Below are 25906 nucleotides of genomic sequence, written 5' to 3' on the forward strand. Positions count from 1 at the left end.
CACGGGGACGAGGATGGACAAGCTGATTCAACGCCAGTTGCGGCGCGCCAACCTCTCGAACGATGCCCTGCCGAATGATCTGGCGGCTTGGCAGGGCTTTCTGGATCGGGTCGACCGCTCCTACGAGGAGCAGGGCCGGGACCGCTACCTGCTCGAGCGCTCGCTTGAGGTCTCTTCGCGCGAGATGCAGGCGCTCTACGACGAGCTGCGGCAATCCTCTGCATCGGAGGTGGCCGCGGAGCGCGACAAGCTGGCCGCCATCATCGGCGGATTCCGCGACGGCTTCTGCTCGCTCGACCCGCATGGGCGCCTCGTCGGGGTGAACCCTGCGGCCGAGAATCTGCTCGGGGAGCGCGAGGCACTGATCGGAGAGCCGATTCTCGAGCGCTTCAGGTTCTCGCGGCGCGAGGACACGCCGGCACCCCCGTCGGCGGATGCCATCCTGGCGCGTGTTCAGGGTGCGCGCAGCTATCGCGACGACAAGGCGGTCTTGGTCGATGCCCTCGGGGGCACCACCCCGGTCTCGGTCCTCGTTTATCCGATCGTCCAGGGCGGTGTCATGACCGGCTGCGCGCTCAGCATCCGCGACATGTCGCGCGTGCTCGCGGCGGAGGCAGCGCGTCTGCGACTCGCCAAGGCCGTCGAGGCGAGCGCCGACGCCATTTACGTGACGGACCTCTCCGGTGTCATCGAGTACATCAACCCGGCTTTCGTTCGCATTACGGGAATCGAGGCCGAGCAGGCCATCGGTGCGCGCCCCTCCATTCTGTCGAGCGGGCTGACCCCTCGCGAACACTATCGGGAGCTTTGGGACACCATCAACCGCGGCGAGGTCTGGTCCGGGCGTCTCGTGAATCGGCGGCGGACGCCGGACGGCGGCTTCCAGCCCTATTGGGCACAGATCACGATCGCCCCCTTTGCGGATGACGGCGGCACAGTCGTCGGCTTCGTTGCGGTCCAGCGGGATATCACACGCGAGGTGGCGGAGGAGGTGCGCCGCGAACGGGAGGTCGCGGTGGCGGAGGCGCGCGCACGGGTGGCCGAGCGTCTGCAGGGAACCGGACGCCTCGAGCAGCGCCTGGCCGCTGCGCTCGATGCGCTTGCAGCCTTGAAGACCCTGCAGCTGAGCAGCGCCGCCGTCATTGTTGCCTACCAAGAGGAAGGCGAGCCGCTGATCCGGCTGCAGCGAGGCTCGCCACCGGATGCGGTGTTCGATGCCTTGCGTCGGCCTCTAAGCGGTGAGCTGGAACCGGTCGATGTCGACGCGATGAACGGGATCCTGCTGCCGATCGCTCAAGGGGGTTCCAGGCTCGGCTGTGCGTGGCTCGGGGTCGAGCAGACGCCGGACCTCGATGGCGTCGAGTTGGGGTTGCTGTTACTCGTGGCTGGAATGATCGGGGTCGCAATCGCCGATGATCAGGCGCGCACCGAAACCGAGCGGGCGCGGCTCGCGGCCCTCGAATCGGTGGAGGCGAAGTCCCGTTTCCTGGCCAACATGAGCCATGAGATCAGAACCCCGATGAACGGTGTCCTCGGGATGCTGGAGATGCTCTCGCAGACCCGGCTCGACGGCGATCAACTGGGCTATGTCGAGACCGCGCTGGGTTCGGCCGACGCCTTGCTGACGGTCATCAACGACATCCTCGACTTCTCCAAGATCGAGGCCGGCAAGCTCGATCTGGAGCGGGTCCCATTCGACGTGCGTCCGTTGGCGGAGGATGTCGCAACCCTGTTCAGCTCGCGCAACCAGTCCAGCCGCCTTGAGCTGGCCTGCTATATCCCGGTGGATCTGGCTACGCGCGTCGTCGGTGACCCGACCCGACTCCGCCAGGTCTTGAATAACCTCATAGGCAATGCGATCAAGTTCACCGAGGAGGGCGAGGTCGTGCTACGCGTACACGCGGTGGATGGCCTCGGGACGGAGACCGGCGCCGGGAAGCAGGTGCTTCGCTTCGAGGTGGTCGATACGGGGATCGGGATGACCGAGGAGCAGCGCGCCCGATTGTTTCTGCCGTTTGTCCAGGCCGACGAATCCATGACGCGCCGTTTCGGCGGCACGGGACTCGGTCTGGCGATCTCCAAGCAACTGGTCGAGCTGATGGGCGGCGAGATCGGCGCCGAGAGCGTCCACGGCCGGGGCTCGACCTTTTGGTTGACCATCCCGTTCGAGCGCCAAGCCCATGATGCCGAGGCGACCGCGCGGGATGGACTGTCCGGTCTGCGCGTTCTGGCGGTTGACGACAACCAGACCAATCGAACGATCATCGGCCATTACCTGAATAGCTGGGGGGTGCGTTGCGAGCTGGCCGCAGACGGGTTTCAAGCCCTCAAGCTCTTGCGGGAGGCGGTCGAAGCCGCCCGCCCCTTCGAGGTTGCGATCCTCGACATGCAGATGCCGCAACTGGACGGTATCACACTGGCGCGACTTGTCCGCGCCGACCCCACGATCGCCGAGACGCAGATGCTGATGATCAGCTCGGCCGGGCAGAGCGTGGAGGCGCTCGACGCGCTTGGAATCCGTTACAGCCTGTCCAAGCCCATTCGTCAGTCGCATCTGCACGACGCGCTCGCGCAAATCACTCATCATCCGGCCCGCGGCGCTGACCGGCCGATCGCCGCGCGGGATGCGCCGGACGCAACGCAGCCGTCGGAGTCCGAGATCCACCTGCGTGGTCATGTCCTGCTGGTCGAGGACAACGTGATTAACCAACGGGTGGCCTTGTCGATGCTGGGACGACTCGGCTTGACGGCGGATGTCGCCGAAGACGGACTCAAGGCGCTGACGGCCGTTGCCCAAGCGCGCTATGACCTGATCCTGATGGACTGCCAGATGCCGAACATGGACGGGTTCGAGGCCAGTGCGGAGCTGCGCCGACGCGAGGAGCAGGACGCCTGTGGGCGGACCCCCGTCATCGCCTTGACCGCGAACGCGATGCAGGGCGATCGGGAGCGCTGTTTTGCGGCAGGTATGGACGACTACATCCCGAAACCGCTCAGACTGGAGCGACTCAGGCATGTCCTCGGGCACTGGCTACAGACCGGGCGGGCGGCGTCCGAGCAGCTTGCCGATGCCGCAAGCATAGCGGATCCCGATGCGCTCCAACTCGCGGTGGACCCGGACGCCATGGACAATCTCAAGCACCTGCTGGGCGACGACTACCCGCGCTTTCTGGACCTCGTCCTCGGGAAGACCGAGGATCTGATGAAGACCTTGCGCGAAGCGGCCGATGGCGGCGACACCGCGACACTGGCAACGGCCGCACACGCGCTCAAAGGCAGCGCAGGCACTCTCGGTGCAAGCCGGCTCTGCGAATTGGCCGGGCGCCTGGAGCAGAAGGGCAGCGAGAGTGACTTCCGCGATCTCGCGCGCTTGCTCGAGCAGACGCAATGTGCGCAACAAAGGGCGAGCGATGACCTCCGCCGTCTGCGCGCATTGGAGTCATCGACCTAAGGCGAATTCCGGAAACCTTCATGCCAAGGGCGTAGGTTGTGCCGAGCCGTGCGAGGCACAACCAACCGTCGGCGCTGCGCGCATTGGAGTCCTCGACCTAAACCGCGTCCGGAGCGACGTTATCGTTGTCGTTGTCGTTGTCGTACCGACCTTGGACCTCCCGCTCTCGCCGCACCAGCATCGGACCATCAAGACACCGAGCCGGATCCCGGCGCACGCCCGGCGGGAATCGCCGAAGCACAGCCACCGAGCACCGATCACCGTTTCGGCCGCATCAGCAGTGGGTACGCCGACTTCAGTCGGCACCCCTGGGAGGCGGACTTCAGTCCGCCGCGGGCACGCTCCGACAACGGAGGTCGCCCGTCTCCGGGGGGCCGACTAAAGTCGGCGTACCCAGGCTGGGAAACCCGAAAGCCCTGGCCGAACGGATGACCAAAGTCCAGCCACCGTGACTCACTCGCATCGGGCGCGACGCAAGGTCTCCAACGCCCGGGCATAAGCCCCGCGCGCGATATCCTCGCGGACCCCCGGGGCATCCTCTTCGAGGATGGGAGCGACCAGTGTCCCCAGATCGGCCAAGACCTGCAGAGCCCGTGGGTCGCCTTCGGAGAGCAGGAACTCCAATTGGGCCAGGAGGACCTGCGCGATGGCCGGATCCGCGTTCGAGGTCGCGACCGCAGACTCCGTCGGCTCGGCCGTCGCCTTGCTGTCCGCGCCGAAGGGCTCCGGAGGCTCCGGGGGCGCGGCAGGCAACCAGCGCAGCAGGGCGGTGTACAAACGCGCCGGCTCGACGGGCTTGCCGATGAAGTCGTTCATACCGGCATCCAAGCAACATGCACGATCGTCCTCGAAGGTCCCCGCCGTCATGGCCAGGATGGGCAATTCCGCTCGGCCGGGGAGCGCCCGTATAGCGCGGGTTGCCGCCAATCCATCCATCCGGGGCAGCTGCACATCCATGACGACCAAGGCATAGTCGCGCTCGCGCACCCGATCGACGGCAGCTGAGCCGTCTTCGGCCAGATCCACGAGCAGCCCCGTCGCCTCGAGCAGATCGAGTGCGACCTCTCGATTGATCGGGTCGTCCTCGACCAAGAGAATCGGCGTGCCGGAATGACGCCGAGCGATCAGCTGCTCCGGGAGGGCAAAAGGCGTCGTTGTCGACAAGGATGCAGAGGCCGGCGTCGATGGTTCCGGATCGTCCCAGCGCAGGCGCGCGGTCATCCAGAAGAGACTGCCTTGCCCCGGAGTGCTGGTCACACCGACCTCGCCCCCCATGAGGGTCGCCAGTCGCTTGACGATCGCGAGACCGAGTCCGGTGCCGCCATGGCGACGCGTCGTCGAGTCGTCGGCCTGGGTGAAGGGCCGGAACAGACGTCCCTGCTGGTCCGGGGTCAATCCAATCCCTTGGTCCTCCACCTCCAGACGCAAGAGAATGCCTTGCGCGGTCTCCTCGGCCAGAATCCCCCGCACCCGGATCTCGCCTTGCTCGGAGAACTTGATCGCGTTGCCGAGAAAGTTGACCAGGATCTGCTCCAAACGCAGCGGGTCCCCGATCACCCGCGCCGGCAGGCGCGGATCGAGCGTCGTCAGGAGCCGAAGACCCTTGTCGGTCGCGCGCTCGCCGAGCAGGCCGACACCCCGCTCGATCGCCGTCGCCGGCGAGAACGGCGTCTCCTCCAGGACGAGACGACCGGACTCGATCTTCGACAGATCGAGGATATCGTCGATGATGAGCAGCAGATGAGACGCAGCATCGCCGAGCTTGCGCAGCCTGGCTCGCGCTTCGGGTGCGGTCACCTGCTTCAGGAGCAGATGATTGAGCCCGAGAATGGCGTTCATCGGGGTGCGAATCTCGTGAGTCATGTTGGCCAGGAATCGCGTCTTGGCCCGGTTCGCGGCCTCCGCCGTGTCCCGTGCCTCGGCGAGCTGCGAGGTCCGCTCGGCAACCAGATCCTCGAGGTGATGACGATACTGCTCGAGCTCGGTCTCGGCCGCCTTGCGCCCGGAAATATCGAAGAAGGTCACGACGATCCTCTGCATCCGGCCCTGCGCGTCGTGCAGCGGATGGGCCTCGCATTGCACCCATACGGGATCCGTGCGATCGGGTCTGACGATCCCCAGTGTCAGGCCCTGGATGGCCTGTCCGGTCTCGGCGACACGCTTGACCGGATACGCGTCCACCGGCATCCGGGTGCCGTTCTCGCGAATAAAGTGCCAGCTCGGGTCGGCGGCGACAAGACCCTGCATCTGCTCGGTCGTCAGACCCAGGAGGTGAGACGCCATCGGATTAGCGTAAAGAACCCGGGTGTCGGGGCCATGGGCGACCAAACCGGCACAGAGATTGTCGACCAGAACGCGGTAGTCGCGCTCGCTCTCGCGTAAGGCCGCCTGTGCGTCCAGGCGCACCATGGAATCGGCGGCGGTATCCGCGATGGTTTGCAGCATGCCCACCCATTCGGACGCATCCGGGCGTCGCCGCACGTCGCCGAGCGAGATGGCTCCCAACACGCGCTCCCCGATCTTGAGGGGGATGCAGACGAAGCTTACGGCGCCGAGTGCCCGCAGTGCCGGCAAGGCGTACTCGGGTCGCCTTTCCGCATCAAGCTCCACCAATGCCTCGCCGTGCATCGCGACCCAGCCGGATAGAGTCTGATCGACCGGCACGCGCAACGGCCCGTCCGGCGACCCCGGAACCCCGACGGCACCGAGGAAGACCATCTCCGCGGATTCGCGGTCGTAGGTTTCGATGGCGACTTGGGGACACCCAAGGCGTGCCGACAGCAGCTCGGCGAGGGCTCGGCAGAACTCCGCCGCGTTGTCCGAGGAAACCGCCAAGCGGGCCGCGGCGCTGAGTGTCTCGCGCGCCTGCTGCTCCCTGACCCGCTCGGTGATGTCGGCGTAGGTCACGACGACGCCGTACCCGGGCAAGGGCAAATGGGTTGCGACCACACTGAGCCAGGTAACCCGACCATCCGGCTTGCGGATCCCCATGTCGGCGCGATGCAATCCGTGTCGGGCCTGCAAAGCCAGAATGCTGGGGTATTCCGATGGGGGCATGAGGGTCCCATCCGGATGGATGAGGTCCCACACGGCGCTGCCGAGCGTGCGTCGCAACTGCTCTTCGCGTGAAATCCCGAGGATCGTCTCGGCGATGAGATTCGCCTCGACGATCGCGCCGTCTTCGCCGGCGACCGTGATCCCAAGCGGAAAACTGTCGAACAGGGTTCGGTACTTGGTCAGCGCGATATCGAGCGACTGCTCCGTGCGTCTGTGCGCTTCGAGCTCCGCGGCCAAACGCCCGGTCTGAGCGCGCGATTTGGCGATCGCATGGACAAGCCCGGCGAGGAGCAGACTGATCAGGATCCCAACAGCTGCAATCGACCAGATCTCCACGGCCCCGGGAGATGACCCGCCAGACGCCTGAGTAGAGAACACCAGAGTCCAACGGTGGCCGTTGAAATCAAGCGGAATGCTTAAGACGCCGGTTGCCCCGGGTGACTCGGCAACAGGTGCGGAGGGCTGACTGTCATAGAGCAAGGCTTGGGGCGAAACCGCATCCCCGTCGTAGACGGCGAGTCGGATCGGCGGATGATCCGGCTGCTCCCAACCGCCCAGAATGCCGCGCATCAGGTCGGTCATCCGGTAAGGGCTGTAGACCCAGCCCACCAGCGCGGCCCGACGCTGCTCAAGGGTCTGCACCGGCAGACCGGCACGATAGACCGGCACGTACATCAGCGCACCGGGCTGGACGTCCTCGTCGGTCTCCTGGACCAGACGGACCCGTCCCGACAGCGCCGGGATGTCTCGATCGCGTGCATCCTCCATAGCGGCCCGTCGCACCGGCTCGGACAACATGTCATACCCGAACGCGCGCAGATTACGGCCGCTGAAGGGCTCCAAATAGAGGATCGAGGAGTACAGGGAGCGCTCGCCCTCGGGCCAGACACGGTAGTCGGGAAACCCCTCTCGACGCACCGAATCCACATACGCCTGCAACTGCTCGGGCCGGATCAGCAGGGCAAATCCGAAGCCCTGGATTCCCGGCAGTTGATCCTCGAGCCGCTGACGGTCGACAAACAGCCGCCACTCCTCACGCGTCACCGCATCGGATGCCTCGAACAGGGCCGCACCACTGCGTAGGAGCTGCGCATGCGCGGCGAGCCGCGTTTGGATGCGATCGGCGATCTCACTCGACACGAAGTCCAGTTCATGCCTGGCAAGGGTGGCAACTTGGTCTCGGACAGCGAGGGTGAGAAGCGATGTAAAGAACAGTCCCGCGAGCAGCGTCATCCAGACCGGCCAGGTCGAACGTCTCAGGTTGTGAATCAAATCAGACATTTCGCGTGTCGATGAACAGACGCAGCGTGTTCAGCGCCTGCTCGAAGTCGAAATTCTCGACCTGGGACCGGAATCGGGTGGCATGTGTCCCCAGAATCGCCTCGATCAATGGTGCGGACTCAAGCAAGAGGTCTTTGGCACGTGTGTTGTCCTCGGCCAAGAGCGTCTCGAGCCGGGCAAGGACGATCGGCGCCTGTGACCAATCCAGATCGGGGGTCGCGCTCGGCCCCGGGCTCGACACCGCGCGGATTCCCTCGAGAAGCGGATTCAGGACAGCCTCCAGGGCGGCAATGCCGGCCTCCAAGCTCGACGTCGACGCCCCGCTCTCGACACGCTCCGCAAGCTCGGACGCCCGAGCACCCAAGGCTGTCGCACCCAGCGTCGTCGAGAGTCGCTTCAGCGTTCGGGCCAGACGCTCGACCTCGCTCAGATCGCCCGCCGCCAAGCGTCGGCGCAACACCGCCGCGACGTCGCCGTGCGCCCGGGCAAACAAGTCGAGCACGCGCCGATAACCGGCATGATCTGAGCCGACGGCACGCAGGCCGGCAGCGACGTCCAGACCGGGAATCGTCGCCAGTTCTCCGGTCAATGCGACCTCGTCAAGGCGGCTCGCGTTCGAATCCTCGCTCGCCCCCGGCTCCCCCGGCATCGGTGGAAGCCAGCGCAGGAGTGCGCTGTAGAGACGTTCGGGTTGCACCGGTTTGCCGATGTGGTCGTTCATCCCGGCGTCCAGGCAGGCATGACGGTCTTCCTCGAATGCATTGGCGGTCATGGCCAGGATCGGCAGTGTCTCGCGACCGGGCAGGCGACGAATCGTCCTGGTCGCGGACAGACCATCCATCATCGGCATCTGCACATCCATCAGCACCAGCGCATAGTCGCGCTCGCGGACCATGTCCACCGCCTCCTGTCCGTTCGCGGCGATGTCCACGACCAACCCGAGACCGCGAAGCAGCTCGCAGGCGACCTCGGCATTGAGCGGATCGTCCTCGGCCACGAGCAGTCGAACGCCGCGATAGAGGCGCGCCAGACGTGACTCCAAGTCTCCGGAGGGCCGAGGGTCGGCACGATCGATATCCCCCGGGATGGACCCCTTCTCGTAGCGCAGCGGCACCTCGACCCGAAATCGACTGCCCTCTCCCGGCACGCTCGCAACGCCGACCTCGCCGCCCATGAGCTCGGCCAACCGCTTGCAGATGACCAGGCCGAGACCTGTGCCGCCGTAGCGACGCGTGGTGGAATCGTCTGCTTGCGTAAAGGGCTTGAAGAGTCGCTCGCATTGGCCTGGGGTCAGACCGATGCCCTCGTCGGAAACCTCAAGACAGAGCAGGAGTCGACGACCCTCCGCTTCGCGGGCCCGGGCGCTGACCCGAATCGTCCCGCGCTCGGAAAATTTGATCGCATTGCCGAGGTAGTTCAGCAGGATCTGGCCGAGCCGATGGGAATCGCCGTAAAGCACGGCCGGGATGCGCGGATCGATCGACTGCTCGAGGGTCAGCCCCTTCCCGGACGCACGCTCGCCGAGGATGCTGAAGGCATGCTGAATCAATGCAACGGGCGAGAAGGCGGTCTCCTCAAGCGTGAGCTGACCGGCCTCGATCTTGGAGAGATCGAGGATGTCGTTGATGATCGACAAGAGATGCCGGGCCGCATCCATGATCTTCGCGACCTGAGCGCGCGGCTTGGGGTCGGTCAACTCGCGCTCCAACAGGTGGCCGAGACCGATGATGGCATTCATCGGGGTGCGAATCTCGTGACTCATGTTGGCCAGGAAGGCGCTCTTGGAGCGGTTGGCCGACTCGGCGCTCTCCTTGGCCTCCGCCAGCGCGAGCTCGGTGCGCCTGCGCATGACGATCCGCCACAGATCTTCGCCGACCAACTGAAGCTGCTGGCGGTCGGATTCATCGTAGTCGCTCGGCTTATTGCCCACGCCGATGAGCATGCGGACCTGCATGCCCTCCTTGATCGGCACGCCGAGATGACGCATGAGCACGGCATGCCCCTCCGGGTAGCCGCGGCGTCCGGGGACAGCCTGAAAATCGTTGTGGACGACGGCTTGCCCGGTACGCAGGGAATCCGCCCAGACGCCGGCCTTGGAGATCGGATAGTGCGAGTCGTGCGTGGCCGCGCAGTAGGCCAGCGTCCCGCGGGACCAGGTGCAAAGTTGTATGGTCTCTTGGTCCCCTTCGACGAAATGCAGGTAGCCGATAAGGCTGTCGGTCAGGTTGACCGCGGTGTCGATGCCCGCCTGGAGGAGCTCGGGCTCGCTCAAGGTCGGTGCGGCCTGACTCAAATCGAACAGCGCCTTCAGACGCCGGTCGCTGCGCATGAGATCGCGGTTGGCCGCATCCAGCTCGGCGGTTCTGGCATCGACGAGCGTCCGCAGATGATTCCGGTGCAGATCCAGCTCGGCTTGGGCGAGGGTGCGCTCGGTCATATCCGTCACGATCGCAACGACATAGGGATGTCCCTTGATCTCGATCGCGCGATTGCCCACTCGCACATGCCGGATGCTGCCCTCCTTGTGACGATGAAGCGTGTCGAAATCGCCCCGGCCATCCCTCAGGATCATGCGCAGGCCATCCCTCACCCCGGCAAGATCACGCTCGGCCTGGATATCAGCGATCCCGAGCCGGGCGAATTCCTCGCGGCTGTAGCCGAGCGCCTCGCAGGCGGCGTCGTTGAATTCGACGAAACGGGCTGTCTCGGCGTCGGACAGAATAATGCCGTCGCCCGCCTGAGCGAAGATGGCGCGATAGACCTCCTCGCGCTCGTGCAGGGCATCCTGGGCCTCGCGCAGCTTAGTGATGTCGCGGGCGACGCCGAGGACGCCGATCGGGGCTCCCGCCGCATCGCGCACCGGGGTCTTGACGGTTTCGAACAGTCCGCGATAGCCGTCGGATGCGAAGGTCAGCCACTCCTCGTTGAGCGTCGGACCTCCTGATTCCAAGGCGCAGATGTCGTTGGCACGAAAGGTCTCCGCGAGCACCGGGTCGACAAAATCGAGGTCGAGCTTTCCGGCGATCGCGTGCCGGGATGCTCCGAAGAACCGCTCGAAGGCAGGGTTGCAGGTCAGATAACGCCCGTCCATGTCCTTGAGCCAGAGGAGATCCGGAATGGTGTCCATGATGGCTTGCAGTCGCTCCGTCGCCGCCTGCATCTGTGCGGACTGTCGTCCGTGCTCGGCATCGAGTGCCGCGTGGTCGAGTGCGTGCGAGATGTCCGCGGCCATGGTCTCGAAGATGTGACGGACGTCCTCGTCGAAGTACCCGGGCGCGTGCGCAGCGACACACAAGATGCCCACGACACCGCCGTCGCGATGTAGGGGCAAGGCTGCCGCGCAGCCCCAGTCGAAACGGGCACCGAGATGATGCCAAAGCGCCGCGTCGGGATCCTCCGCCAGATCTTGCGACCAAAAAGGCTGGTCGGCGTGGATCGCAAGGCTGACCGGGTTTCGCCCCAGCGGCGCATCGGCATCGATCCCGATCGAAATAGCGCCCGGACCATCGGCCCCGCGTCCGGTACCGGCGACCCAGCGCAACTGGCTGCTGACCGGGTCGATGAGTCCGATCCAGGCGACTGCCAGGCCACCGAGCTCGACGACCGCCTTGCAGATCTCGCGAAACAGATCGGACTCCAGGCTGCAACGCATGATCGCCTGGCTACAGTGGGCGAGCGCCGCGTGGAGCCGGCTCAGGCGCTGACTGCGTTGCTCGGACTGCCGGCGCCGGGTGATGTCCATTGCGGTTCCGACCGCAAGAAGGGCGTGTCCGCGGGGGTCTCGGCGTACCACACACCCGCGGGTCTGGAGCCATACCCAACCGCCGTCTCCGTGCCGGGTCCGGTACTCGCATTCGATCGGTGGATCACCCGACGCAAAGGCCGCCCGGAAAGCACGGATCGCGGCGCCCCGGTCATCCGGATGCACGGACTCCAGCCAGGCGGCCTGATCAAGCGGGGTCGCGCAGTCCCGAAGGCCCAGCAGGTTCCGCAGCGTCTCGTCGTAATCGAGTCGATCCGCAGCCAGGTCGAGTTCCCAGAAACCGATACCGGACGCTTCGACGGCCATCCGCAGCCGCTGCTCGGCGTGCGCTTGCGCCCCCAACAAGCGCTCGGTTCGACGCTGGGTGTCGTCGTGCAGGAGGTTGAAACCGATCCGCTCCATCAGGTTGTGCAGCGTCAACATCCCCATAACCAGTCCGTTGGCATTCACAACCGCGAGATGGCGTAGAACCTCGTTCTGCATCAGACACGCGGCATCCGAGACGGGTGTGTCGTCGCGGATCATCCGCACGGGCGATCGCATCACATCGCGCACGATCAAGCCCTGGGCCTGTGCGCCCAGCTCTGCCAGGAGACCCGGAATGTCGCGCTCGGTGAGGATGCCCAGCGGGCGACGTCCATCCACGATCAGCACATACGAGGCACGGTATTTCAGCATCAGCCGGCGCGCCTGCGCGATCGACGCGTCCGGCGGCAGGAGCGGCAGATCGCGATCCATCACGGCGGTCAGGTCATCGAGCTGCTTGAGCAGACGCAGGGTCAGATAGCGACGGAAGTCGGTCTCGCTCGCGACCCCGACCGCCCTGCCGCTCGGATCGACCGCGACCAAGTGGCGAACCTGGTGATCGAGGGCATGGATGTAGGCGGAAGCGAAATCGGTCTCCCGGGACATGACGAGCACCGGGCTGCTCATCACCTCGGCAACCGGCCGGTCAAGATCGACCTCCCGATCCAGCAGTCGCAGCAGATCACGCTCGGTGAGGATGCCGACGGGCTGCCCCTCGTCGAGCACGAGGATGCATGAGAGCCGTTCCCGGGCCATGGTCCGGACGACATCCCCGAGCGGACTGTCCGGCGCAACGCACTGCAGCGCCTGCGACATAATATCGGCGAGCGTCAGCTCGATGGCATCCGACATCGCAGAACTCCTTGAGCCTTGCGTGTGGGTCAGGGCGATCCCGGGCAGGCAGGCACGGGCGCGAGTGATTCGCGCAGCCGTTCGACCTGCTCGAAGCGGCGCGAGTCGCTGTCGGCAAAGCGTACGGCAATGCTCTGGAACGCCTCGCGCCGCAGCATAAAGGCGTCGACCACATCCGGATCGAAATGGGTGCCGCGGCCTTGCTCGATGATGGTCACGGTCTCTTCAAACGAGCAGGCAAGCTTGTAGACACGCTGGCACATGAGTGCGTCGAAGACGTCCGCCAGCGCCATCAACCGGGCGGCGATCGGGATCGCGTCGCCCTTGAGCCCCTCGGGATACCCGGAGCCATCCCATTTCTCATGATGATAGTGCGCGATATCCTTGGCGATCGCCAGAAATGCAAGCGGGCGCTCCGTATCGCGCTCGGCCAGCTCGATCGCCTCGCGTCCCAGACGGCTATGCGTCTTCATGATCTCCCACTCCTCGGGCGTGAGCTTGCCGGGTTTGAGCAGGATGTAGTCCGGCACGCCGACCTTGCCGATGTCGTGCAGAGGTGCGGATTTGACCAGAAGATCGATGGTCTGCTCGGTGAGGAAAGGCGCAAAACGCGGGTGGGTGCGCAAGGCGTCGGCGAGCAGTCCGACATAGCCTTGGGTGCGCCGCAGATGATTGCCGGTCTCGGGATCTCGGATCTCCGCCAGATGCGCGAGGGCCCGAATGCTCGCGCCCTGGATCAGGAGGTTCTCCTGCATGCGACGCGACACCTCGGCCTCGAGCAGCAGGTTCTCGTTGCGCAGACGATCCCGAGCGGCCTTTAGCTCCAGCTGTGTTTTGATCCGCGCGAGAACGATCGCCGGCTTGATCGGCTTGGTGATGTAGTCCACCGCACCGAGCGCAAGGCCGCGCTCCTCGTCCATCGCGGCGTCCAATGCCGTGACGAAGATCACCGGGATGTCCGCGGTGGCCGGATCGGCATGCAAGCGGCTCATCACCTCGTAGCCATCCATCTCCGGCATCATGACGTCGAGCAGGATCAGATCGGGACGCGGCTCGGCAAGCGCCTGCAGCGCTCTGCGGCCGGAGCGAACCGCACGGACAGAATAGGCAGGACTCAAGAGATCGGTCAGAACGGCCAGATTCTCGACCGTGTCATCGACAACGAGGATCGTTGGCAGAACCGGGCGGGTATCAGTCAACATAAGGGCCGACTCCTTCGGCTTGGCTATCTATTTATTGTAGATCGTTCCGAATCCTTCGCCGACGGCCGTGTTGCATTTTTGCGTGCTAAACCGCGCCCGGCGCGGTATGCGGTGTTTTTGGATGGGATCGACCCCGGCAGACTTGACGACCGCTGGAGCAGGCGCGGTTTAGGTTATTAAAAAATATATCATTTTAAACCGAGTCCCCGCTAAGGGTCGTGGATGCACCAAACGACGAGCTTACTCGAAAATGTGCATCTCGCTCTGGACGCGGTTTAGCGACGTTCCGGAGCCATACAGGGGCGCCGACGCCTTGTCGAACGGAGCCGGGTAGCGAGATCACGCCAGGGGACGCGCATGCCGAGCAAGACCGCGAGGATGCCCCCGTAGATCGCGGGCTCCAATAGATCCGCCTTCACCAGCCAGAGATAGTGCAGCACGCCGAGCACGCCGATGGCGTAGACGGCCCGATGCAGCCTCTTCCAACGCCGCCCGAGACGCCGGATCCAGCCTTGGGTCGAGGTGATCGCCAAGGGCACCATCAAGACGAAGGCCGCGAATCCGACCGTGATGTAGGGCCGTTTCAGCACATCCTCGGCGATCGTCCCCAGGTCGAAGAACCGATCCAGCCAAAGGTAGGTCAGGACGTGCAGGACCGCATAGAAGAAGGCGAAGAGGCCCAGCATGCGCCGATACCGGACAAGCCAGGCTTGCCCGGTCAGACGTCGCAACGGCGTGACGGCGAGCGTCACCAGGAGAAGCCGCAAGGTCCAATCACCCGTGAAATGCGTGATCGCCTCGACCGGATTCGGCCCGAGCGCACCGCTCGTTCCCCGCGCGATCAAGACCCCGAGCGGCACCAAGCAGAGCAGGAAAACCAACGGCTTGCCGTAGCGGACAAGCATCTCAACTCGGGTCATGTCGAAGACCTCGCCACCTGTCGCATCGATCAAATCGCTCGCGGAGACACGTAAGGCAACACGAAGAACCGCGTTTCTCCGTGATCTCCGTGTCTCCGTGAGAGACAGTGTCGGTGGCGCGGATCGAACGGACGCGCGTCAGCTTGCCGGCGGTTCCCCACGGATCAATACACACACGATGATTCCGGGGCGAGTCGGACATCAGTAGAACCGCTTCAGATCCATCCCGGCGTACAGCTCGGCTACCTGATCGCCGTAGCCGTTGAACGGCAGTGTCTCGCGCTTCTTCGCCAGCCAGCCGTCGCCGATCATGCGATGGGTCCTCTGGCTCCAGCGTGGATGGTTCACGGCCGGATTCACGTTGGCATAGAACCCGTACTCGTTCGCCTGCAGGCGGTTCCAGGTAGCCGGCGGCTCCTTCGTGGTGAAGCTGATCCGCACGATCGACTTGATACTCTTGAACCCGTACTTCCAAGGGACGACCAGACGCAAAGGCGCGCCGTTCTGATTCGGCAGCAGCTCGCCGTAGAGACCTGTGGAAAGGATCGTCAGCGGGTGCATTGCCTCGTCCATACGCAGCCCTTCGCGATAGGGCCAGTCGAGCACCTTGCGTTTCTGACCAGGCATCTGCGCCGGGTCATAAAGCGTCTCGAAGGCGACATACTTGGCCTTGGAGGTCGGCTCGAAGCGCTTGAGCAGATCGCCGAGCGGGAACCCGACCCAAGGCACCACCATGGCCCAAGCCTCAACACAGCGCAGCCGATAGATGCGTTCCTCCTGCGTGAAGGACGACAGGATGTCCTCGATCCCGATCTCGCCGGGCTTGGCACATTCGCCGTCGACGGTAACCGTCCAGGGTCGTGGCTTGAGAAACCTCGCGTTGGCCTGCGGATCGGTCTTGTCAGTGCCTAGCTCGGTGAAATTGTTGTAGCTGGTGATGTCGTCGAGGCTGGTCGGCGGCTCGTCCGTGCTGAAGGGACTCGGTTGAATATTCGGGATCGCTTCCCCCGCAAGCACCCGAGTCGGCACGGCGCCCGCTAGGCCAAGCGCAGCGAGACCGATTCCGGATGCTGACGCCTTCAGAAACTCCCGTCGACGCTGCCAGATCTGTGGCGGCGTGATCTCGGAGGGTAGGATATCGGCGGGTTTCTTGATCAGCATATCGTCTCCGGTGCTTGAGGACGCGTCCTTGCCGTTCGGCATCGGAGCGCACGTTCGAGAGACCCGGCAACGCGCCGGACTCTTTCATGCCGGTTAGATGGGGACGGAACCGGCCGGTTCGCGAGCACTCGGCGATTATGAAGATTGAGATCGCATCCCTTAATTACAGAACGAGCCACTCTGGGAAGAGGTAAGCGAAGAGCGCGCCCGAGAGGGCCCAGAGCGGGAACCATGTTGTGATGCGCGTCATATCGGCCTCGCTACGAGCCGCATCTGGACCGATCGGGTTTTTCGGAATCTCTCACGGAGACACGGAGACGCGGAGAAAGAGAAAAGGAGCGTCGTAGGATGGGTAGAGCGCAGGGAAACCCATCCTCCAAACCTCCAAGTTGCCCGGTTCCGGGCTGATGCCCATGGCGCGGGCTGGATGGGTTTCGCTGCGCTCTACCGGTGCCGGAGCCGGGGCGTCGGAGCGGGGAGGATGGGTTTCGCTGCGCTCTACCCATCCTACGTTCCGGTTGTTTTCGAAGCGTTGCCTACCCTGCCGCTGCCAGCGCATGCTCCAGATCGGCGATGATGTCGTCGATATGCTCGATGCCGATCGAGAGGCGGATCAGGTCCTCGGAGACGCCGGCGCGCGCCAGTTCTTCCGGGGACAACTGGCGATGCGTGGTGGTCGCCGGATGGCAGGCCAGGGTCTTGGCATCGCCGATATTGACCAGACGCACGGTGAGCTTGAGCGCATCGATAAAGCGCGCACCGGCCTCGCGTCCGCCCTTGATGCCAAAGGACAGAATGGAGCTGGCCTTGGCGCCGTCCATGTATTTCTGAACCAACGGATAATCCGGGCTATCCGGAAGGCCGGCATAGCGGACCCATTCGACCTGGGGTTTGGCCTTGAGGCACTCGGCCACCGCGATCGCGTTCTCGCAGTGCCGATCCATGCGCACGTGCAGTGTCTCGATGCCCTGGAGGAGCAGGAAGCTGTTAAAGGGCGAGATGGCCGCACCCATGTTGCGCAGGGGCACCACACGGGCGCGGCCGATGTAAGCCGCGGCTCCCAGCGCCTCGGTGTAGACCACGCCATGATAGGAGACGTCCGGTTCGTTGAGCATCGGGAAACGACTCGCGTGCTCGGCCCAGGGGAACTTGCCCGAGTCGACGAGGACGCCGCCGAGCGTGGTCCCATGGCCACCCATGTATTTTGTCGCGGCGTGAACGACGATGTCGCAGCCGTGCTCGAACGGGCGGCACAGATAGGGGGTGGGCACCGTGTTGTCGACGATGACCGGCACGCCGTGGGCATGGGCCATCTCCGAGATCGCGCGCAGGTCCGCAACATTGCCGGCGGGGTTGCCGATGGACTCGCAGAAGACCGCCCTAGTGTTGTCGTCGATCTGCGCGGCCATGCCGTCGATGTCGTTGGGCGCGGCGAAGCGCACCTGGATCCCGAGTCGGGGCAAGGTGTGCGCGAACAGGTTGTAGCTCCCGCCGTACAGGGTCGAGACCGCGACGATGTTGTCTCCGGCCTGGGCGATGGTGAAGATCGCATCGGTCACCGCGGCCATGCCCGAGGCGAGGGCCAGGGCGCCGACCCCGCCCTCCATCGCAGCGACGCGCTGCTCGAGGACGTCGCTGGTGGGATTCATCATGCGGGTGTAGATGTTGCCGGCGACCTTCAGGTCGAACAGATCGGCGGCGTGCTGGGTATCGTCGAAGGCATAGCTCGTGGTCTGGTAGATGGGGGTGGCGACCGCCTTGGTGGTCGGGTCCGGCGCAAATCCGGCGTGAATCGCAAGGGTCTCGATCTTCATGGTCGCTCCTGATGGTGGTGTCGTTGCGACGGCCGCTGGGTGAGCGCAGCCTTCGGCTAGGCTAGAATCATTGTTTTCGTTGCGTTTTTAATCCCATGCCGTGCCGGCGCGCGGATTCGGACAGTTAAACCGCGCCCAGTGCGGTATGCGATGCTTTTGGATGGGATCGGCCCCGGCGGTTTTCAGAACCGCTGGAGCCGGTGCGGTTTAAAGTATTAAAAAATATAAAATTTTAAACCGCGCCCCCCGCTAAGGGTCGTGGATTCACCAAACTTCGAGCTCACTCGAAAGTTAGCATCTCGCTCTGGACGCGGTTTAGGATCGACGCGGCGCCTTCCCCGCGCGCCCTGCCGCGGTCAGCGTGACACCCGCCGATGGTATCCATCAGGTCCGAAGCTGTCGATCGATGCGGACCCGGATCATCGCACCGATTCGCTTGGAGGATCTCTCACGGAGACACGGAGATGACATTTCCGCTTGCCTCCTCACCTGTTTCTTCGCTTCTCTTTTCTTTTTCTCCGTGTCTCCGTGTCTCCGTGAGAGCCTTTCCAAACTGAGCTCTCGGGCTGCCGACAGCAACGGACAGGGAGAAGGAGCCAAGAGCCGTCGGGGGCGATCAATGTCATCCCTCGACTCAGCGGCTTCTGGTAGATTTAAACCGCGCCCTGTGCGGTATGCGATGTTTTCGGATGGGATCGGCCCCGGCGGTTTTGACGAACGCTGGAGTCGGCGCGGTTTAAAGTATAAAAAATATTAAATTTTAAACCGCGTCTCCAAAAAGGTCGGAACACTCCTTGAGGCCGACACACCATGAAAATAACGCATGTCGCTCTGGACGCGGTTTAAGGGGTCGGCCGGGACGATTCGGTCACTAAAAAACACAACAACGGCGGAGGATGGACGAGATGGTCGAGATCAAGCATCGCGAGACTGGGCAGGTCCTTGAGCGGATCGACGCGGATACCCTCGCGGGTGCGGACCTGCGCGACATGCAACTGAACGGCGCCGACCTGCGCAACGCCGATCTGACCGGCGCGAACCTGGAGTCGAGCGACCTCGTCGGCGCGCTTCTGAGCGGTGCGCGGCTGGTCGATAGCGTCCTGGTCGCGACCGATCTGAGCGACGCCGACCTCAGCTCCGCGGATCTCACGCAGGCCCATCTAGGCGCGGAGCGCCCCTCGCGCGCAGCAACCCTCAACGGCGCGGATCTGTCGCATGCCACGCTCGAGCGCGCCGACCTGCGTCATGCCGATGTTCGGCGTGCCAATCTGCAAGGCGCCAACCTCGGTCATGCAGACATGCGCGGCACCGACTTTCAAGGCAGCAATCTCTGTCATGTGGTCGCACCCAAGGCGCTCTTTATCCGCGCCAATCTGCGCGAGGCCAATCTCTGCGGCGCGGATCTGCGTGATTGTCACCTCAACGACGCCAATCTCGCGGGCGCCAGCATGCACGAGGCCGACCTCACCAGCGCCATGCCCGGCGGTTTCACGGTCATCAACCTGGCCAACTTCGAGGGCGCCGATCTTCGCGGATCCAAGCTGCGCAGCGTGTCGGCTCAGGAGACCAATTTCCGCAACGCCAACTTGACCGACGTCGACCTGACCAACGCCGTGCTCGGAGGGGCTATCCTGCGCCGCGCCGATGTCACCAACACGGATTTCTCGGGTGTCGAGCTGGCGAGCGTTACAATGGAGTTTGCGAATTTTTCCAGGGCGCGCAACGCCGTTTATCCTTCCTACAAGAAGAATCTTAGGTAATTTATGTTGCAAGAAGGACGTCGTGAGGAACGGATCGCCATCCTCGGCGCCGGGATCTCCGGGCTGAGTCTGGGTTGGCTGCTGTCGAGGATCGGTAAGCGGGTTACGCTCTTCGAGTCCACCGATCGGATCGGCGGACTGGCGCGCACCTTCGACTGGCACGGCGTGCCCTGCGATATCGCGCCCCATCGGCTCTATACGCAGGATCCCACGCTCGTCGAGATGATCGAGTCACTGGTGCCGCTGCGCGAGCATCGCCGCAACAGCCGGATCCTCATGAAGGACAAGGTGATCGCGGACCCGATCAACCCGATCGAGCTGATCCTGAAGTTCGATCCAAAAACCGCAGCCAGCTTGATCCTGGGCTTTCTCGCACGTCCGAATCTCCCCGAAGACTCCTTCGAGGCGCTGGCCCTGAATCGCTACGGGAGAGGGCTTTACGACTTCTTTTTCGAGCCTTACACGAAAAAGATGTTCGGCGTCCCGCCCAGCGAGATCTCGGTGACCTGGGGACGCGAGAAACTGCGCTCGTCCGGACTGCTCGACACCATCCGCCGCAGCTCCAAGACCTTCTTCAGCACCTTTCATTACCCGGCCGATGGCGGTTACGGACAGATTGCCGAGGCCATGCATGCGCACATCCGCGGTGAGGTGATGCTCGAATCCAAGGTGACGGGGCTCGAACGCACCGAGAACCGGGTGACCGCGATCCAGTATCGCCGACACGGCGAGTCGCACCGTTTCGAGTGCGACCATGTCTTCAGTACCCTACCCGCCACACTGCTCGGGCGGATGCTCGGGGAGGAGCTCAAGCTTAGGTATCGCGGCATCGAGCTGGTCTATCTGCATGTGAAGCAACCGCGTGTGATGCCCTACCAGTGGGTTTATTTCGGCGACGGCGACGTCGTCATCAACCGGATGGCGGAGTTCCGCAACTTCCATGACCCGGAGGCGCAGGTGGACAACACGGTGCTGTGCGCAGAGGTGACCGCCGAGACCGATCGCCCCGTCGAGGATGTCCTGAGCGCACTCGAACGTTATCGCTTGGTCGACCGGGCCGCGGTGGACGACGTGCTGGTCCTGCCCGAGGGCTTCGGCTATCCGGTCTACGACCGCGGATTCGAGGCCGTGAAGGCGCGCGCGGAGGCCGTGCTGGATCGGTACGAGAACCTCCATTCGGTCGGGCGCAACGCCGAGTTCCGTCATATCGAGGTCGACGAGGATCTGGAGTCCGCGCTGGCGACCGTGCGTCGCCTCTATCCCGAAGCCATGCCCGAGGCAATGCCCGGAGCCATGTCCGGAGCAAGGCCCGACGCATGAAGCGGCTCCTCGCACTGCTGCTCCCGTTCCTCGTTACGATCGGGCTGCTCGTCTATGCACTGAGCGGTGTCGATTTGGGCACGCTGCGCAGCACACTGCTCGAAGGCGAGCTCTGGGTCATCCCGCCGTTCCTGATCCTGCTGGCGTTCTTTTTCTTCAACAATGCGCTGCGTTGGACACTGATCCTCAGGCCCTTCGGTCGCTTCTCGGTGCGGCAGGTTGCCCCCTCGATGATGATCGGATTCGCCGGCAACAATGTGCTGCCGCTGCGCATCGGCGAGCTGATCCGCACCGTCATCTTCGCGAAAGAGTCGGGCTGCTCGCGCAGCGGGGTCCTGATGACGCTGGTGGTCGAGCGGGCGCTCGATCTGGTGGGCATCCTGCTCGTCTTCATCTCAGGCGCCATCTTGGTCGGCGAGCTGCCGCCCGGCTGGAGCTATGGTCTCAGCATCGCGCTCGCCGGGATCCTGACCCTGATAACGGTACTGGTGCTGCTGGGACGCTTCCCGAAGGTTTCGCTGGGTCTTTGGAGACGTGTGAGTCCGTCCCTTCCCGCCCTCCTCGCCGAGCGTGGGCAGACCTACCTCGCCGAGCTGACGCGCGGATTGGCTGCGCTCGCCACGCCGTCGGCAGCCGCGGCGCTGCTGGCACAGTCGCTGCTGCGCTGGTTTATCGCGGCGGCCCTGGTCTGGCTGAGTCTGGCGGGCTACGGTGCCCCCGTCTCGCCCGGCGTGGCGATGTTGGTGGTCGGTGTCACCGCGGCGGCCGTATCGCTGCCGAGCGTTCCCGGATTCGTGGGTCCGGTGCAGGCCGCCTTCGTCTTCGCCTTAACACCGTTCGGCATCGGCCAAGAGGTCGCACTCGCCGCCAGCATCCTCTTCCTCGTGGGCCACTGGGTACCCGTGACCTTGACCGGCGCCATCTACTTCGTCTTGCGGCATTATTCGTATCGTCAGATACGGCGGGAAGCGGCCTCGCTGAGCGAGGGAGCGGAAACGGCGTAGACCGATGACCGGGAACAAAGATCCACACTTCGCATGGCTACGGGGTGGAGGGGTGGAGGGGTGTAGGCTGTAGGGGCGACTTCAGTCGTCCCCCAGGTCTTAAGGACATGTAGGGGCGACTGAAGTCGCCCCTACATGTCGCCCCTACATGTCGCTCCTACGCGCTTGAAAATGGTTCCCGAAAATCCCCTATCGGCGAATCGGGCAGCGTGACCCGAGCGGCTGGTCCGCCGATGTCGCACCGGGTTCGGACTCGTCGTCAGCAAGTTCCGGTGGAAGACGGATCAACTCCACGGATGTCACTCCGAGCGCCGCCTTCAATGCCTCGAGTTGCGACTCGAGCCTGGTGTCCGGGCCCTCGGGCAAAGTCCAACGTCGGCGGTCTCGGATGAGAATGCGGTCGGATCCGCAATCGTCCTTCATCGTGAAGACGTCCCAATCCCGCGGATGGATCAAGCCGTTGAACCAACCCGTTTCGTACGGAACCTCGACGAGCACGCCGTCTTGCTCGCTCAGGGTCGTGCGGAACGCGATCCCCTTGGGATAGGCGGCGGCATAGAGTGGATAGAACACCTGCCCCTCGATGTAGAGCGCCTGCTCGGCCGCATCGCATGCGAATGCAGCCGCGATCTCCGGACGCATGCCGTCGGTGTGGGCCTCGCCGACGGGGTCGGTCGCGTGGGCACGGAAGAGCCCGAACAAGGCAAAGCCGACCACCGCAAGACTGAACACCTGCTGCACGCGTCGGGAATGCAGACGCGACCAGACGAGATCAATCGCCAAGACGATGATCACGAGATACAGCGGCAACAGCATCGCTTGATGCCGCATCAGTCCGCCGAACGGGTAGGCGCCGGCGACCCCGGCCGCAAAAACCAGCGCGGTGGCAATCACCGCCGCCAGAACCATCAGCACCCGCGCGCTTTGCCGCCGCCACAATCCGACCACCAACACGAGGACGGCAGCCGTCCAGAAGAGCGCCACGGCGAGTATTTGCCCCGGATCCGTCGCCGAGAACTGCGGGGTCAGCCAGCCGGCGTTGCCGACCAGACCGCACCAGGCGAAATGGAGGATCGAATCGCCTTCGTACAGCGTTAAGGACTCCAGATGCATGGGGACGACTGCCCCGCGACCGCGCCCATACCCAAGTGCAAACCACAAGAGTACCGAGAGGACGCCGATCACGAGGACAACAAAGGCGGTCCAATCCAACAATCGCCAAGTCCGCACCCACGTGAACGGCCGCACAAAGCGGCGTCCGGCCCGAACCGCCCACACCAACGCCAAGGCCAGGATCAAGCCGACGATGACGAAGAGTGCCGAGTAGATGAAGGCGAAGGCGATGGTGAGCCCAAGCGCGGCCATCAGTGGCTGCGGTTTGGGCGCAGTCCCGAGACCGGTAGCGCCCGAGACGGTCCGCGGAGCGAGCGTCGTCGCCGCGAGCAGTCCGATGACCAAGAACAGCACTCCTAAGCTATAGGAGCGCACCGAGACCGCAAGCTCCAGGAAAGCGAAGCTTGTGACCAGCAGCACAACCCCGAGCAAGGCCATCTCCGGGACGACACGCAGACGCCTCAGTAGTAGATACCAGAGCGGAACGGTTGCGGCGGCGGCCAATACCGACGGCAGCCGGAACCAGAAGGAATCCGGGCCGAACCGGGCCATCGGCATGAGCAGGAGATGATGCAGCGGCGGATGGGCGTCGACCAGGCCCTCTTCCAGTGCCTTAGTCCAGGGCGAGACCGTGCTCACGTAGAGATGCCAAGCCTCGTCGTAGCCCCAGCGCGGATCGAGCGCGAAGAGCAGCCCGATCCCGAGCGCCGCGAGGGTCAGCAGGACAAGTGTCAGGATGGACTCGCGCCCCGACATCGCATCGCGAGGTCCTGTCTCATGCGGAAGGTTGGAGGTAGCCATTGATCTCTCGTTCTCGCAGGAATCAACCACTCCTGCGTCGACACCGTCTCGTCATCATTGAAGATTCCGCTGCCTGAACCCTTTCGGCGCCGACGTGCGTTGTCCGCGCGGGTACAACACGGGCACCCTGCGGGCAACGCGGATCGCCGAGAACCTGGTTCAACCGAGCGAGCGATAATAATCCATCAGGATCTGCGCGACCTCGGGTCGGGAGAACTCGGGCGGCGGGGCGATCCCGTTGCCGAGCATCTCTCGGACCTTGGTCCCGGAGAGCAGAACGAAGTCTTCCTTACTGTGATCCGGTGCCTCGCTCATCATCACAACTCGGTTGAGCTTTTTCGAGTAAGCGGTATGGTCTGCCTTGAAGATTTCGATCTGCAGGGCATCTGCAGGAACCTCTTCATCGAAGATCGTCTGGGCATCGAAGGCGCCGTAATAATCGCCGACACCGGCATGATCGCGGCCGATGATGAAGTGGGTCGCACCCATGTTCTGCCTGAAGTAGGCATGCAGCACCGCCTCGCGCGGGCCGGCATAGAGCATGTCGAAGCCGTAGCCGGTCACCATCGCGCTGTTTGGCGCGAAATAGAGCTCGACCATCTTGCGGATCGCCGCATCCCGCACCGGGGCCGGGATATCGCCGGGCTTGAGCTTGCCGAGCAGCATGTGAATCACCAGGCCGTCGCAGTCGAGCCGCTTCATGGCCATGTGACACAGCTCCTCGTGGGCGAGGTGCATGGGATTGCGGGTCTGGAAGGCGACGACGCGCTTCCAACCGCGCTCGGCGATCTCGTTGCGGATCTCCACCGCGGTGCGGAAGGTGTCCGGGAAATCGTCCTGGAAGTAGGAGAAATGCAGGACCTGGATGGGGCCCGAGACCGCGAACCGACCCTGGCTGTTGAAGGTCTGGACGCCCGGGTGCTCCGGATCCGAGGTGCGGTAGACCTTATCCGTCATGAGCGCCATCTGCGCATCGCTCACCTGCTCGATCGCCTCGACATCCATGACGGCGAGTACCGGATTGCCTTCGACATTGGGGTCGCGCAAGGCAATCCGCTCGGCCCCGGCGATCCCGTTGGCACTCTCGAGCAGGCAGAGGACCGGTACCGGGAAAAAGAGCCCGTCGGTAGTCCGCATTCCCTCCGCCACGCCCACGGCGTCGGCAATGTTCATAAAGCCCGGCAGCGGCGTGAAGTACCCGCCACCCATCATCACGGCATTGGCTGCCGCCTGCGAGCTGATGATGACCGACGGCAGGGTCTCGGCCTCGCGCATCAAGGCATGGTGGGAATCCGGGTCGTAGACGAACAAGGGCTGCAAAGCTTCGGAACCGACGGGTTTGATCATCTTCTGCCTCTCGTGGTGGGGTACGTCGCGCGCCTGTTCGATATTCGATCCAGGAGGACGACGAAACGACTGAGGGAACCGCATTCTTGTCGGGCATTGTCATCGGGATTCGTGCGCGGGCGGCATGCACCGCAGCGGACATGACCGAGATTCGGCGGGCCGTCGAAGCGCGGCAACCCCGACCCGCTCGCGGCGCACTTGCCGGAACCAACGGAACCGCTCGGCCCACCCTTTAAAACCATACCACGGACCATGAAAGCTTTTGCCCAGAGGCTCTTTATGCAACGAACAAATTCATTTGGCATGAGCTCGGTTGACATGGGATCGCTCGCGTATCGGCGCTGTCGGGCGACGAGTGCGCTAGACTTGCGCACCGCAAGGGCGGGCCCATCTTCCGCCACGAGCAACCGATCGGAACCCGGAAAACAGACACCGCAAAGGACACACCGACCATGCCCTACTTCGTCTACAAGATCTCACCGCCACTGCAACTGGAATACGTGGACACCATCGAACGCTATCAGGACGCCCGCGCACTCGTGCGACGCCGCCGCGAGGAGGAAGCCACGGGGAGCGACATCCAGTACCGTCTCGTCTTCGCACGTCAACAAGGCGAGGCGGAGAAGCTGCTCTCGACACCGCGCGATGATCGCGTCATCGGAGAGGACTAGTACAGCACGGCAAGTGTGTCGAGACCGTCCGTTGTCGTTGTCGATGGGTCGATTACGACAACGACAACGAAAATGCTCCTTCG

13 protein-coding genes are annotated in these 25906 nt (G+C 64.0%); 5 read left to right on the forward strand and 8 right to left on the reverse strand.

Translation table 11 applies throughout. From position 1 onward, the window contains the following. Positions 1 to 13: 13 nt before the first annotated feature. A complete protein-coding gene (locus tag AADX97_RS07320; RefSeq protein ID WP_374233113.1) occupies positions 14 to 3451 on the forward strand; it encodes a response regulator in 3438 nt (1145 codons plus the stop codon). A 453-nt stretch (positions 3452 to 3904) separates the two neighbouring features. Here the strand turns inward: AADX97_RS07320 and AADX97_RS07325 are convergent, their stop codons facing one another. The 6 genes from AADX97_RS07325 to AADX97_RS07350 form a co-directional block, all read right to left on the reverse strand. Beyond that, the gene (locus AADX97_RS07325) at positions 3905 to 7789 is read right to left on the reverse strand and encodes a CHASE domain-containing protein (RefSeq protein WP_374233111.1); all 3885 of its coding nucleotides are present in this window, start codon (positions 7787 to 7789) and stop codon (positions 3905 to 3907) included. Then, a complete protein-coding gene (locus AADX97_RS07330; protein WP_374233109.1) occupies positions 7782 to 12710 on the reverse strand; it encodes a PAS domain S-box protein in 4929 nt (1642 codons plus the stop codon). The genes AADX97_RS07325 and AADX97_RS07330 overlap by 8 nt, the downstream gene beginning before the upstream one ends. A 29-nt stretch (positions 12711 to 12739) precedes the next feature. Beyond that, a complete protein-coding gene (locus AADX97_RS07335; RefSeq protein WP_374233107.1) occupies positions 12740 to 13912 on the reverse strand; it encodes a two-component system response regulator in 1173 nt (390 codons plus the stop codon). Between the two features lie 275 nt (positions 13913 to 14187). Beyond that, positions 14188 to 14832 carry a sulfite oxidase heme-binding subunit YedZ gene (locus tag AADX97_RS07340; RefSeq protein ID WP_374233105.1) on the reverse strand — a complete coding sequence of 215 codons (645 nt, stop codon included), beginning with the start codon at positions 14830 to 14832 and terminating at the stop codon, positions 14188 to 14190. 201 nt (positions 14833 to 15033) lie between these two features. After that, positions 15034 to 15993 carry a protein-methionine-sulfoxide reductase catalytic subunit MsrP gene (msrP, locus tag AADX97_RS07345; protein ID WP_374233102.1) on the reverse strand — a complete coding sequence of 320 codons (960 nt, stop codon included), beginning with the start codon at positions 15991 to 15993 and terminating at the stop codon, positions 15034 to 15036. A gap of 536 nt (positions 15994 to 16529) precedes the next feature. Continuing rightward, positions 16530 to 17807 (reverse strand): O-acetylhomoserine aminocarboxypropyltransferase/cysteine synthase family protein, encoded by a 1278-nt coding sequence (locus AADX97_RS07350; RefSeq protein WP_374233099.1) that lies wholly within the window; start codon positions 17805 to 17807, stop codon positions 16530 to 16532. 905 nt (positions 17808 to 18712) lie between these two features. On the opposite strand from AADX97_RS07350, the gene AADX97_RS07355 reads away from it, so the two are divergent. Genes AADX97_RS07355 through AADX97_RS07365 form a run of 3 tightly spaced genes read left to right on the forward strand, consistent with a single transcriptional unit; the run spans position 18713 to position 21891 of the window. Continuing rightward, complete coding sequence (locus tag AADX97_RS07355) at positions 18713 to 19567, forward strand: pentapeptide repeat-containing protein (RefSeq protein ID WP_374233098.1); 855 nt, start codon at positions 18713 to 18715, stop codon at positions 19565 to 19567. Between the two features lie 3 nt (positions 19568 to 19570). Next, positions 19571 to 20887 (forward strand): FAD-dependent oxidoreductase, encoded by a 1317-nt coding sequence (locus AADX97_RS07360; protein WP_374233095.1) that lies wholly within the window; start codon positions 19571 to 19573, stop codon positions 20885 to 20887. After that, positions 20884 to 21891: a lysylphosphatidylglycerol synthase transmembrane domain-containing protein gene (locus AADX97_RS07365; RefSeq protein WP_374233093.1), complete on the forward strand. Its 1008-nt coding sequence runs from the start codon at positions 20884 to 20886 to the stop codon at positions 21889 to 21891. Before AADX97_RS07360 ends, AADX97_RS07365 begins: the two co-directional genes overlap by 4 nt. Before the next feature lie 189 nt (positions 21892 to 22080). On the opposite strand, the gene AADX97_RS07370 is transcribed toward AADX97_RS07365, so the two are convergent. After that, positions 22081 to 23805: a hypothetical protein gene (locus AADX97_RS07370; RefSeq protein WP_374233091.1), complete on the reverse strand. Its 1725-nt coding sequence runs from the start codon at positions 23803 to 23805 to the stop codon at positions 22081 to 22083. 159 nt (positions 23806 to 23964) lie between these two features. Next, positions 23965 to 25152 (reverse strand): sulfate adenylyltransferase, encoded by a 1188-nt coding sequence (sat, locus tag AADX97_RS07375; protein WP_374233089.1) that lies wholly within the window; start codon positions 25150 to 25152, stop codon positions 23965 to 23967. 452 nt (positions 25153 to 25604) lie between these two features. Between sat and AADX97_RS07380 the strand changes: the two genes are divergently transcribed. Further along, a complete protein-coding gene (locus AADX97_RS07380; RefSeq protein ID WP_374233087.1) occupies positions 25605 to 25823 on the forward strand; it encodes a hypothetical protein in 219 nt (72 codons plus the stop codon). The last annotated feature ends 83 nt before the right edge of the window (positions 25824 to 25906 follow it).

This window comes from Thiocapsa sp. C2-2m (assembly GCF_041903745.1).
Lineage (GTDB): Bacteria > Pseudomonadota > Gammaproteobacteria > Chromatiales > Chromatiaceae > Thiocapsa > Thiocapsa roseilacustris.

What these genes read in the sequence shown, in the direction of transcription:
- msrP (WP_374233102.1), bottom strand. Translation starts at nt 15,993, where the DNA reads ATGCTGATCAAGAAACCCGCCGATATCCTACCCTCCGAGATCACGCCG.
- AADX97_RS07380 (WP_374233087.1), top strand. Translation starts at nt 25,605, where the DNA reads ATGCCCTACTTCGTCTACAAGATCTCACCGCCACTGCAACTGGAATAC.
- AADX97_RS07340 (WP_374233105.1), bottom strand. Translation starts at nt 14,832, where the DNA reads ATGACCCGAGTTGAGATGCTTGTCCGCTACGGCAAGCCGTTGGTTTTC.
- AADX97_RS07320 (WP_374233113.1), top strand. Translation starts at nt 14, where the DNA reads ATGGACAAGCTGATTCAACGCCAGTTGCGGCGCGCCAACCTCTCGAAC.
- AADX97_RS07355 (WP_374233098.1), top strand. Translation starts at nt 18,713, where the DNA reads ATGGTCGAGATCAAGCATCGCGAGACTGGGCAGGTCCTTGAGCGGATC.
- AADX97_RS07350 (WP_374233099.1), bottom strand. Translation starts at nt 17,807, where the DNA reads ATGAAGATCGAGACCCTTGCGATTCACGCCGGATTTGCGCCGGACCCG.
- AADX97_RS07365 (WP_374233093.1), top strand. Translation starts at nt 20,884, where the DNA reads ATGAAGCGGCTCCTCGCACTGCTGCTCCCGTTCCTCGTTACGATCGGG.
- AADX97_RS07360 (WP_374233095.1), top strand. Translation starts at nt 19,571, where the DNA reads ATGTTGCAAGAAGGACGTCGTGAGGAACGGATCGCCATCCTCGGCGCC.
- AADX97_RS07325 (WP_374233111.1), bottom strand. Translation starts at nt 7,789, where the DNA reads ATGTCTGATTTGATTCACAACCTGAGACGTTCGACCTGGCCGGTCTGG.
- AADX97_RS07335 (WP_374233107.1), bottom strand. Translation starts at nt 13,912, where the DNA reads ATGTTGACTGATACCCGCCCGGTTCTGCCAACGATCCTCGTTGTCGAT.
- AADX97_RS07330 (WP_374233109.1), bottom strand. Translation starts at nt 12,710, where the DNA reads ATGTCGGATGCCATCGAGCTGACGCTCGCCGATATTATGTCGCAGGCG.
- sat (WP_374233089.1), bottom strand. Translation starts at nt 25,152, where the DNA reads ATGATCAAACCCGTCGGTTCCGAAGCTTTGCAGCCCTTGTTCGTCTAC.
- AADX97_RS07370 (WP_374233091.1), bottom strand. Translation starts at nt 23,805, where the DNA reads ATGGCTACCTCCAACCTTCCGCATGAGACAGGACCTCGCGATGCGATG.